Origin of the sequence: Corallococcus sp. AS-1-12 (assembly GCF_020036995.1) — a bacterium.
Classification (GTDB): Bacteria; Myxococcota; Myxococcia; order Myxococcales; family Myxococcaceae; genus Corallococcus.
Window position 1 is genome coordinate 42,203 of the sequence record NZ_JAIQDD010000043.1, and the last position, 10,584, is coordinate 52,786.

Consider the following 10,584-nt stretch of genomic DNA (forward strand, 5'->3'; position numbering starts at 1 on the left):
TGGCGCCGCGCGGGCCCGCACCCGTGTCACCAGCGGGACGGCGAGGTGACCTTCCCGTAGGCCGGTCCACTCCCGGATTGCCCCAGGGGATGAAGCCCCTGCCCAAGCGCTCCCTCCGTCACCAGTTCCCTGGTGACGGGCGGGACGTGCGAACGGGGGCGTGCATGGCGGGGCAGGGGGGCGACTCACCGGCGAGGGGCGGGCCGTCCCTGTTCGCCCGGCTGGCGGTGGGCGTGTTCCGGCACCGGGGGCCGGTGCTGGTGGGCGCGCTGCTCCTCCTCGCCGCGGCGGTGTGGGCGCTGCTCCGGGGCGGGAACCTCACCACCGGCACCATCGAGGGCATCGAATCCGCGAGGGCCGAAGCGCTCGCGCGCGGTGCCGCCGCCGGGTCGAACGACCAGACCCTGGCCGTCATCTTCCACCACGACGCCTGGCGCACGGACGAGCCGCGCTTCGCCCAGGCCGTGACGTCCGCGCTGGCCCGCGTGGAGCGGCTGCCGGAGGTCGCCTCCGTGGTGTCACCCATCGGTGCGCCCGAGGCCTTCCGGGCCCGCTTCGTGGCACGGACGGGCCACGACCTGCTGGCGCTGGTGCGGCTCAAGGGGGGGGAGAGCGAGGCCACCGCCGCGTTCCCCGCCGTGCGCGCGGCGCTGGAGGACCCGGACCTCCGGACGACGCTCACCGGCAAGGTGGCCTTCCTGGCCGCGCTCAATGAGTTGCTGGCGCACGACCTGCTGCGCGCGGAGCTGCTGTCCTTCCCGCTGGCGCTGGTGGTCCTGCTGTGGGTCTTCCGCACCGTGGTGGCGGCCATGCTGCCCCTGGTGGTGGGCGGGCTGGCGGTGCTCTGCGGCGTGGCGGGCGTGATGCTGCTGTCCCACGTCACGAACATGGCCCAGTACACGCTCAACGTGGTGTCGCTCATCGGGCTGGGCGTGGCCATCGACTACTCGCTCTTCATCGTGAGCCGCTTCCGCTCCGAGCTCGCCCTGGGCCTCTCCACGGAGCACGCGCTGACGCGCACGCTGGACACCGCCGGGCGGGCGGTGGCGTTCTCGGGGCTGGCCGTCACGGTGGGGCTGGGAGGTCTGCTCTTCTTCCGCGGCTCATACCTGAGCGCCATGGGGCTGGGAGGCGCCCTGGTGGTGGCCTTCGCGGTCCTCTTCGCGCTCACCGTGCTGCCCGCGCTGCTCGCGTGGCTGGGGCCGCGCGTGGACCGGGGACGTCTGCCCTTCGCTCGCAAGGAGGGGCGCGGCGGCGCATGGCATGCGCTGGCCACCTGGGTGATGCGGCATCCCTGGTGGGTGCTGCTGCCCACGCTGGCGCTGCTCCTGGCCATGGGGCTGCCGTTCCGGCGGCTGCAACTGGCGGCCACGGACATCACCGCGCTGCCCGAGGGCACCGAGGCGCGCCAGGGCGCGGAGACCCTGGCCCGCCTGTTCCCCCGCGAGGCCGCCACCCGCGTCCTGGTGGCGGTGGAGTTCCCTGGCGGCAGTCCCCTCACGCCGGAGCGCGCGGGCGCCCTCTACGACGCCAGCCGCCGGGTGGCGTCGATGCCCGGCGTGGTCGGCGTGGAGAGCTCGGTGGACCTGGGCCCCGGCATGGACCGGGCGACCGTCCAGCGGATGGCCGCCGCGCCCCCCCAGCTCCTCCCGCCGGAGCTCCAGGCCGCGCGGGCCGCGTACGTCACCGGCAACGTGGCGGTGATGCAGGTGCTGACGTCCTCCGCGCCCAGCAGCGTGGAGGCGCGCGACCTGGTCCGCGCGCTGCGCGAGGACCGCGCGGTGGGCGACGGCCGGTGGTGGGTGGGCGGGCAGACCGCGACGGACGTGGACGCGGCGGCCTTCGTGAAGCACCACACGCCCGCGGCGGTGGGGTTCGTGATGGGGATGACGTGCATCGTCCTCTTCGTGCTCCTGCGCTCCGTGGTGCTGCCCTTGAAGGCGCTCCTGATGAACCTGCTGTCCCTGGCCGGCTCGTTCGGCGCCCTGGTGTGGATCTTCCAGGAGGGGCACCTGCACCGGCTGCTGCGCTTCGAACCCGGGCCCATCGAACCGTCGCTGCCCATCCTGTTGTTCTGCGCGCTGTTCGGCCTGTCCATGGACTACGAGGTGCTGCTGCTCAGCCGCATCCGCGAGGAGTACCTGCGCACGGGCGACAACACCCACGCGGTGGCCGAGGGGCTGGAGCGGACCGGCGGCCTCATCACCAGCGCGGCGGCCATCATGGTGGCCGTGTTCGCGGCCTTCACGCTGGCGTCGGTGGTGGTGGTGAAGGCCATGGGCCTGGGCATGGCCTTCGCGGTCGCGCTGGATGCGACGCTCGTCCGGGTGCTCATCGTGCCCGCGATGATGCGCCTGATGGGGGACTTCAACTGGTGGGGCCCCGGCCACTGGAGGCGCTCGCACGCGCGGGCGCAGGGGACGGAGGTGCGGCCATGAACGCGCGGGAGCTCGCCTGGACGGCGGCGGGAGCGGCGGCGCTCGGCGTGCTCGCGCACGGGCACCGCGAGCTGATGTCCGGCCTGCGGCGGCGCGCGGCGCCACCCCCAAGGCGCTTCGAGCCCCCTTCCGTGACGGTCATCCGGCCCATCCGGGGCCTGGACATGGACGCGCGCGAGAACGTGCGCGCGCTGCTGGACCTGGACTATCCCGGCGAGTGGGAGGTGCTCTTCGTCTTCGACAGCGAGGACGACCCGGCGTTCCTCCCCACCCGCGAGGAGGTGGCCGCCCGCCCGACGCGCGCGAAGCGGGTGGAGCTGCTCATCGCGGGCGAGCCCCCGGTGGACATGACGGGCAAGCTCAACGCGATGCAGGTGGGCGTGGCCCACGCACGGGGAGCGCTGCTGGCCTTCAGTGATTCGGACACGCGGCCCTCGCCCGGGGTGCTCACGGCGCTGGTGGGCGCGCTGCTGGAGGACGGCGCGACAGGCGCCACGTTCGCGCCCATCTACGCGGCGGCGGACGCGCCCCTGGCGGGCGACGTGGGCTACGGGCTGCTGGTGAACGCGTGGTACGGCGCGTCCGTGGCGAGCACCGCGGAGCCGGATGGCGCGCTGCCCTTCATCATGGGGCAGTTGATGGTGTTCCGGCGCCGGGCGCTCGAGGCCATCGGGGGCGTGGGCTGCGCCGCCGGGCAGTTCGTGGATGACATGTACCTGGGGCGCCGCCTGCACCAGGCCGGGTGGAAGAACCGCGTCGTCCACGTGCCCCTGCGCGTCGTCACGGGGCACCTGGGGCTGGGCGCCTTCCTGCGCATCTTCAGGCGGTGGCTCCTCTTCTCGGAGGCGGGCATCCCCGGGACCTTCGCGCGGCCCCACTGGGTGCGGGGCGCGGTGAGCTGGCTGGCGTGGGGTTCACTGGCGACGGCGGTGGCGCGAAGGGCCTGGGGCCCGGCGCTCCTGTCTGCCGCGCCCATCGGCTTCTCCGTGTGGAGCCAGTTGCGGCTCCAGCGGGCCGGCCACGGGCCGGGAATCGCGCCCCGGCACTACTGGGTGCCGGCGGTCCTGCCGCTCCTGGGGGCCGGCGTGGCGCTGTCCGCGCGGCTGTCTCGCGACGTGGACTGGCGCGGCCGGGGCTACCGCTTGGACGCGAAGGCGCGCCTGGGTGAAGCCCAACCGGCCCGGGCCAGCGTGTAGACGGGACGGCGGACGCGACGATGGAGCCAGCTCCCCACCTGTTCCACCGCGCTCGCCACGGTGCCTCGCAAGGGCGGCCCGGCGGAGCGCAGCAGCGGCGCGGCGGAGCGCAGGCTGCCCCCGGGGCCGTTCGGGGACAGCATCGCGGCGAAGGCATGGACGACGACGCGCAGGTACTCGCGGGCCATCACCCGCATGCGGGGCTCCTCGGAGGACAGCAGGGCCATGGAGGCGCGCGCGCCGCCGGGGCTGTGCTCCCAGTAGTGCAACAGGCCCATGCGCAGCGCGCGCATGCCCTCGTCCTGCCTGGCGAAGGCGCTGTAGAGCGCGGTGGCGAGCGCGACGCGGGTGCGCTGCGCGGGCCTCCGCGCGTGCGCGTACTGCTCCAGCGCGCGGGCGACGTGGCCCGGGTGGCGGTCCAGCGACTCCTGGAGGGCGCGGGCGTCGTGGAAGCACGACGCCATGCCGCTGGCCGTGAGCGGGTGGCAGCACGCGGCGGCGTCGCCCACGAGCACGGCGCTCCCCATCCAGACGGTCTCCGCCAGCCAGTCGTCGTTGGAGGCCATGCGCACCGCGGGCCGCTGCTCCAGCGCCCGCCAGACGGCCTCCCTCAGCCGCGAGGGCAGGGCGAGCAGCAGCTCCGGTTGCTCCTTCAGCGTCTGGGCCGTGCTGCCCAGGGGCAGGTCCACCATCACGCGCGCCACGCCGGGCTGGATGGTGTACGCCAGCGCGTGCACGGCGCCGCCCACGAACTGGTGGCCGTGCTCCGGGTGGGTGAGGCAGTCGCTGTCCACCGTCACGCCCAGCATGGTGGAGAGGCGCTGGTGGTGCTCGGCGATGCCCAGCATCCGCCGCACGGGGGACGCGCGCCCGTCCGCGGCCACCAGCAGCCGGGCGTGCACGGTGTGCTCGGCGCCCGCGTGCGAATAGCGCAGGCGCACGCCGCGCTCGCAGTTGTGCTCCACGGCCGTCACGCGGGCCCGGGTGAGCACGGTGACGCCGCGCCGCCGCGACACCGACTCCTGCAGGGGCACGGTGAGCGCGGCGTGTTCGAGCGACAGCCCCGTGACGCCGCGACCGTAGGGCAGGACGAGCGTGCGGGCGGGGGCATGGAAGCGCACCGCGAAGCCCCTCACGGGATGGGCCGCCCAGCCATCCACGACGTCCCCGAAGCCCAGCGCGCGCAAATCCCTCACCCCGGGCGGGTGGAGCAGCTCGCCCGCGAGCTGCTTGTGCCGGTCCACGCCCGCGTCCAGCAGCAGGACGGACCACCCCAGGTCGGAGAGCGCCGCCGCCACCGCGCAGCCCGCGGGTCCGCCCCCGGCTATCACCACCTCGGTGTCCCCCACGTGGCCCCCGCTCGGTTCGCAGACACGATGTCTGGCATTGACGACTTATCCATTGATGCGCGGCGCCGCACGCGGAGGAGGCAGGCATGAAAGTGCAGGGTGCATCATTCTGTCGCACGCAATTGCCCCGGGTCTCCCGGACCTTCGCGCTCAACATCCCGCTCTTGCCGGAGCCCCTGGACCTGGCGGTGACGGCGGCCTACCTGCTGTGCCGCATCGCGGACACGCTGGAGGACGAGGCCCCCGGGGCGCTCCCCGGTGCGTTGCTCGACGAACTGGGGGACCTCGTGTCGCTGGAGCCGGGCTGGGAGGCCCGTGCCCGCTCCTTCGCGCGAAGGGCGCGGCTCGCCCTGCGGGACGAGGCGCCCCCCGCGGAGGCCGAGCTGGTTTCCGGGACACCGACCGTGCTCGAGACCCTGGCCTCGCTTCCCTCCTGGGTCCACCCGCCCATCGCGCGCTGCGTGCGCACGATGACCGGCGGCATGAAACAGATACAGCGGATGCATGGAGGGAGCGGGCAGGTCATGGGGCTGCCCGACCTCCAGGCGACGTTCATGTATTGCTATTACGTGGCGGGCGTCGTGGGTGAGATGCTGACCGGCCTCTTCGTCGCCAGCTCCCCCCGGGTCTCCTGGCGCGAGCAGCGGCTGATGACGCGGGCGCCTGCCTTTGGCCGGGCCCTGCAGCTCACCAACATCCTCAAGGACGTGCGCGAGGACCTGGACCGGGGAACCTGCTGGCTGCCCAGGGACCGCATGGCCGCGCATGGCCTCACGCCCGCCACGCTGGCCCTGCCTTCGCTCCGCGCGAGCGCCGTGGCGCTGATGGAGGAGCTGGTGGCGGTGGCCCGGCGCGAGCTGGACGTCGCGCTCGAATACTCGCTGGCGCTGCCCGTGGAGGAGCCCGGCCTGCGGCTGTTCTGCCTCTATCCGCTCTTCTTCGCCGCCGCGACGCTCGACGCGGTGGAGGGCAACCCCGCGGTGTTCGAACCCGAGCCGGTGAAGATTCCCCGGGAGACGGTGGCGGCGCTGATGCGGCTGACGCAGGAGCGGGTGGGCTCGGATGAAGCGCTGCGGGAGCTCTACGCCCGTTCCTCGCGGGCGTCCCGGGACGTCGTGGAGGCCTGGAGCTGATGCGGCGGGCCCGAGACCTGCTGGCCGGGACCCAGGCGGCGGATGGCTCCTGGAAGGGGGACTACAGCGGCCCGTTGTTCCTGGGCCCGGTGTACGTGGCCGGGCTGTACGTGATGGGCCGCGCGCCGGAGGCGTCCGTCCGCGAAGGGATGGTCGCCCACATGCGCGGGCACCAGAACCCGGATGGAGGCTGGGGGCTGGACGTGGAGTCGCCCAGCCTCGTCTTCACCTCGGTGCTCAACTACGTCGCGCAGCGGCTGCTGGGCGTCGGCGCGGAGGACCCGGGGCTCGTCCGCGCGAGGGCGTGGTTCCTTCCCCGAGGCGGCCCCCTGGGCAGCGCGTCCTGGGGGAAGTTCGTCCTCGCCCTGCTGGGGCTCTACGAGTACCAGGGCCTGGCGCCCGTGCCTCCCGAGCTCTGGCTGTTGCCGCGAGCCCTGCCGTTCCACCCCTCCCGGCTCTGGTGCCACTGCCGCATGGTGTACCTGCCCATGGGCTGGCTCTACGGCCGCCGGGTCCGCGCCATGGAGTCCCCGCTATTGGCCGAGCTGCGGCGCGAGCTGTACCCCCAACCCTACGCTGACGTGGACTGGGAGGCGGCGCGCGGACGCGTGGCGGGCACGGACGCCTACAGCCCCCACGGTTTGGGATTGCGCGCCGTGCACCGCGCGCTGGGCCTGTATGAGCGGTTCCATTCAAGGCGGCTGCGGGAGCGCGCGCTGGAGGAATCCCTGGCGTTGATTCGCGGCGAGGACGCGGCGACGCACTTCGTCTGCATCGGGCCCATCAACAAGGTGCTCGACATGGTGGTGTGGCACGTGGCGCGGCCAGACGGTCCGGAGGTGCGGGCCCACCTGGAGCGCCTGCCGGACTACCTCCAGCGGACGCGGCAGGGCGTCACGGTCAACGGCTACAACTCCTCGCAGCTCTGGGACACCGCCTTCGCGGTGCAGGCGCTGGTGGCCTCCGGAGAGTCCGCGTGGGCGCGGGACACGCTGGCGCGCGCGGGCCGCTTCCTGGAGGCGCAGCAGGTGCTGGAGGATTCGCCAGACGCCGCCAGACACCACCGGCATCCCAGCCGGGGAGGGTGGCCCTTCAGCACGCGCGCGCACGGCTGGCCCATCAGCGATTGCACGGCGGAGGCGCTGAAGGCGTGTCTGTTGTTGGAGCCGCTCGGGCTCAACCGCGTGCCGCGCCAGCGCCTGGAGCAGGCCGTGGCGTTCATCCTGTCCCTGCAGAACCGGGACGGCGGCTGGGCCACCTACGAGCGGCAGCGGGGGCCGCGCTGGCTGGAGCGCTTCAATCCCTCGGACGTCTTCGCCGGCATCATGGTGGACCCCAGCTACGTGGAGTGCACGTCGGCCTGCATCCAGGCGCTGGCCGCGTGGCGCGCCGCGTCCCCGGAGGCGCCGGTGGGCCGGGCCATCGCGCGGGGCGCGGACTTCCTGCGCCGCCAGCAGCGCCCGGACGGCGGCTGGGAGGGCTCCTGGGGCGTGTGCTTCAGCTACGGCACGTGGTTCGGCGTCACCGGCCTGGTGGCCTCGGGCGCGGGCCCCGCGGACCCCGCGCTGCGCCGGGCCGTCACGTTCCTGAAGGCCCACCAGCGCGAGGACGGCGCCTGGAGCGAGACCCTCCAGTCCTGCCGCGAGCGCCGCTGGGTGGAGGGGCGCACGGGCCACGCGGTGACGACGTCCTGGGCCGTGATGGCATTGGTCGCGGCGGGAGAGTCACACGCCGAGGCCACGCGACGGGGTGTGGCGTGGCTCCGCGAGAGGCAGGAGGCGCGGGGCCAGTGGCCACCGGAGCCCCTGGCCGGCGTGTTCAGCCGCACCTGCGGCATCCACTACGACGCGTACCTGCGCATCTTCCCGCTGTGGGCGCTGGCGCTCGCGGAGCGGCAGCCCCTGGACTTCAAGGCGCGCGAAGGCTCTGCGACCCCAGGTAGTCCGCCTTGCCCAGGTTGACGCCGTTGTGACGCAGCAGCGCGTACGCGTGGGTGACGTGGAAGTAGAAGTTGGGGAGCGCGTTCTCCAGGAAGTAGTCCGCGCCGTTCATCACCTTGCCCTCCCACCGGGGGTGGGTGACGACGCGTGCGGCGGCGCCCTCGAAGTCCTTCGCGGTGAACGTGTCCAGGTACGCGATGGTGGACTGGACGCGGGCGCTGAGCTCCTCCAGCGTCTGCTCCGTGTCCGGGTGCGACGGCGCGGCCTTGCCCGACAAGCGCGAGGCCGCCAGCTTCGCGGCGTCACAGGCAATCTGCACCTGCCGTACGAACGGGAGCTGGTCCGGCGCCAGCCGGAAGTTCAGGTAGAGGTTCGGGTCGAAGGGCTTCGCCTTGGCGTGGGCCGCGGCCGTGTCCAGCCACTTGCCCAACTGCCCCAACTGCTTCTTCATCTGCGAAAAGGTCTCGAAGTACATGGGCGCGCAAGCTAACGGGCTGGCCATGGGCGCGCGAGCCAATCGCAAAGGGCGTCTGGCCCCATGAACCCAGACGCCCTGCGTCACGTCGCGTTCGCGCGTGGTGTCAGAAGGTGAGGTCAGGTCAGGCAGGACGGCCGAGCAGCCCGTCTTGGTCCCCGCCTCGTCGCCGCTGGTTCCCTGCGACATGGGTGTCTCCGCCCACCTCGTTACCCCAGATGAGTGTGCGTTCGTGGTGGGACGGCGCCGGCAGGAGTAGCGAGGTCTCCGGACCGGAGGCATGCCCCTGACGCCAGCCGCTCTGTGCGCGGGACGAAGTGGCCTCTGGGAGAGGTGGGCTGTCTATCGTGGCAATCAATGGCATTTCGTTGGGGGCTGGTGCCTTGGGTCCGGTGATTCTTGGTACGCCCAAGCAGGGGCGATGCTCGGCAGACTACAGGCGAGGCGCAGCAGGTTGCTGCGCTCGGACCCGCCTTGCTAGGTTGGAATGACTATGCGTACTCTCCAGACTTTCGGGTGTGGCCTGATTGCTATCCTCGTGGCGTCATCAGCCTCTCAAGCCCGCGACGAGCGCGATAAGCCGAGGGGGCGCCTCATCATGCTCTCTGAGCACCCGAACGATGGCACTCACTCCGTCTATGTGAAGGGGAAAGTCGTCACGACACTGCGGTTCGAGCAGCTTGTAGACGCGAGCAAGACGAGGATGATCGGTTGGGAGGGCCGACTCGAACCGCTGGCCGTGGTCCGGAACAAGGTGATCCTTGAGCCCATCCATGACCTCAACAGGGACGAGGGCATTCCCCTTGTCGTGACGCTGGCTGATGGGACCGAAATCCCGTTCCTCGTAAAGCCACCATGGAGCAAGAGGGACGGAGGGTGGTCGCCGATTCTCGACCAACAGGTAGACGTGTTCAATGACCGGGAGAGTTATGCGTCCATGCACGCGGCGCTGATGGACGCGCTCAAGCAGAACGACACTCTCGTTGAAGAGAATGAGCGCTACCGCAAGGAGGAGAACTCCGTCGATCACGCCTACGCGACGCTTCTCGTAAACGGACAGCGGAAGAAAACACCATTCCGCCGCAGGTTCGTCTACCGGCCGAGGAATGAGGACATGGACATGGTCGTCGAAGTCTTCGAAGGCCCCGGCAAAGCGGCAGCGCTCGTCACCTTGCAGAACACCTACTACGGCGGGCCCTGGGAGTTTGACGGTGCCTATCTGAGCCGTGATTTCACCCACTACACGGCTCGACCCTTCGCGCTTCGCATGGACCGGGCCACGATCGTTCCGGGGGAGACGGGTCGGATCGCGGTCGTAGTGGACAGGAGCGCCTTCCTGACGGACGACGGGCGGCTCACTGATCTCGCGCTCCAAATCTTCCGCGGAGACGGTCTCCTCCAAGTGGTCGTGAAGCTGGAACGCACCATCGTTCAGAAGTAGAAGTGCCGTTCATGCAGACCCCCAAGGCCCTCCTGTTCAGCTCTGTCGTCCTGCTCGCTACGTCGCCCGGCTGCACAGGGAGCGGTGTCTCGTTGCGTCCCGACGGTAGTCCAGGTCCGCAGGAGTGCCCGGAAGAATCAAAGAAGGCGATTCGCTACATGGGGCTGCGCGTTGGCGACAGCGTGTTGGTGGATCTCGACGCGAACCAAACCGAGAGTCGGCGCATCACGCTCTATGACGGACCGATTGAGAGTGTCACGAGAGAAGAGTTCGGCCCGCTCGGTGCGACGAGCCGCTTGTACGGGCAGGTCTGGACGAGCGGCCCGCAGGTTGTCATCCGGTACTACGAGGCGCAGTCACTACACGGAGAAAAAGTTCCCATCTGCGCAGTGGCGCGGCTCGGCCATGACCAGATGAGGAAGCTGCCCGAATCCAAGCCTGGAACCGCGATTCTTGATGGCTCCGTCGCAGCCGCGTTCATCGTCGATGCTTTCCGGTGATTCGCTCGCTCGGCTCACCTTGCTCTGTTCTGCGACCATCCGCGTCCGTTTAACGCGGCGGCGAAAAGCAAAGCAGAATCAAAGACATAGGTGCAGCCGAGCAGGCAGGCCC

Annotated in this window: 8 protein-coding genes; 6 read left to right on the forward strand and 2 right to left on the reverse strand. The window is 71.3% G+C overall.

From position 1 onward, the window contains the following. Positions 1 to 89: 89 nt before the first annotated feature. On the forward strand, positions 90 to 2,438 hold the full coding sequence (locus tag K8556_RS36790; protein WP_223744800.1) for an MMPL family transporter: 2,349 nt from the start codon (positions 90 to 92) through the stop codon (positions 2,436 to 2,438). Next, positions 2,435 to 3,634 carry a glycosyltransferase family 2 protein gene (locus K8556_RS36795; RefSeq protein ID WP_223744801.1) on the forward strand — a complete coding sequence of 400 codons (1,200 nt, stop codon included), beginning with the start codon at positions 2,435 to 2,437 and terminating at the stop codon, positions 3,632 to 3,634. The genes K8556_RS36790 and K8556_RS36795 overlap by 4 nt, the downstream gene beginning before the upstream one ends. Here K8556_RS36795 and K8556_RS36800 read toward each other — a convergent pair. Beyond that, the gene (locus K8556_RS36800) at positions 3,574 to 4,983 is read right to left on the reverse strand and encodes an FAD-dependent monooxygenase (RefSeq protein ID WP_223744802.1); all 1,410 of its coding nucleotides are present in this window, start codon (positions 4,981 to 4,983) and stop codon (positions 3,574 to 3,576) included. The two genes, K8556_RS36795 and K8556_RS36800, sit on opposite strands and share 61 nt — an antisense overlap. A gap of 86 nt (positions 4,984 to 5,069) precedes the next feature. Here K8556_RS36800 and K8556_RS36805 point away from each other — a divergent pair, with 86 nt between their 5' ends. Beyond that, positions 5,070 to 6,116 (forward strand): phytoene/squalene synthase family protein, encoded by a 1,047-nt coding sequence (locus tag K8556_RS36805; protein WP_223744803.1) that lies wholly within the window; start codon positions 5,070 to 5,072, stop codon positions 6,114 to 6,116. After that, a complete protein-coding gene (locus tag K8556_RS36810) occupies positions 6,116 to 8,077 on the forward strand; it encodes a 2,3-oxidosqualene cyclase (RefSeq protein ID WP_223744804.1) in 1,962 nt (653 codons plus the stop codon). Before K8556_RS36805 ends, K8556_RS36810 begins: the two co-directional genes overlap by 1 nt. On the opposite strand, the gene K8556_RS36815 is transcribed toward K8556_RS36810, so the two are convergent. Beyond that, entirely contained in the window at positions 8,025 to 8,531 is a 507-nt protein-coding gene (locus K8556_RS36815) for a DUF1993 family protein (protein ID WP_223744805.1), read from the reverse strand. The two genes, K8556_RS36810 and K8556_RS36815, sit on opposite strands and share 53 nt — an antisense overlap. 493 nt (positions 8,532 to 9,024) lie before the next feature. Here K8556_RS36815 and K8556_RS36820 point away from each other — a divergent pair, with 493 nt between their 5' ends. Together K8556_RS36820 and K8556_RS36825 are read left to right on the forward strand one after the other, a co-directional pair. Continuing rightward, a complete protein-coding gene (locus K8556_RS36820) occupies positions 9,025 to 9,972 on the forward strand; it encodes a DUF2381 family protein (protein ID WP_223744806.1) in 948 nt (315 codons plus the stop codon). Between the two features lie 11 nt (positions 9,973 to 9,983). Continuing rightward, positions 9,984 to 10,472 carry a serine/threonine protein kinase gene (locus K8556_RS36825; RefSeq protein ID WP_223744807.1) on the forward strand — a complete coding sequence of 163 codons (489 nt, stop codon included), beginning with the start codon at positions 9,984 to 9,986 and terminating at the stop codon, positions 10,470 to 10,472. The last annotated feature ends 112 nt before the right edge of the window (positions 10,473 to 10,584 follow it).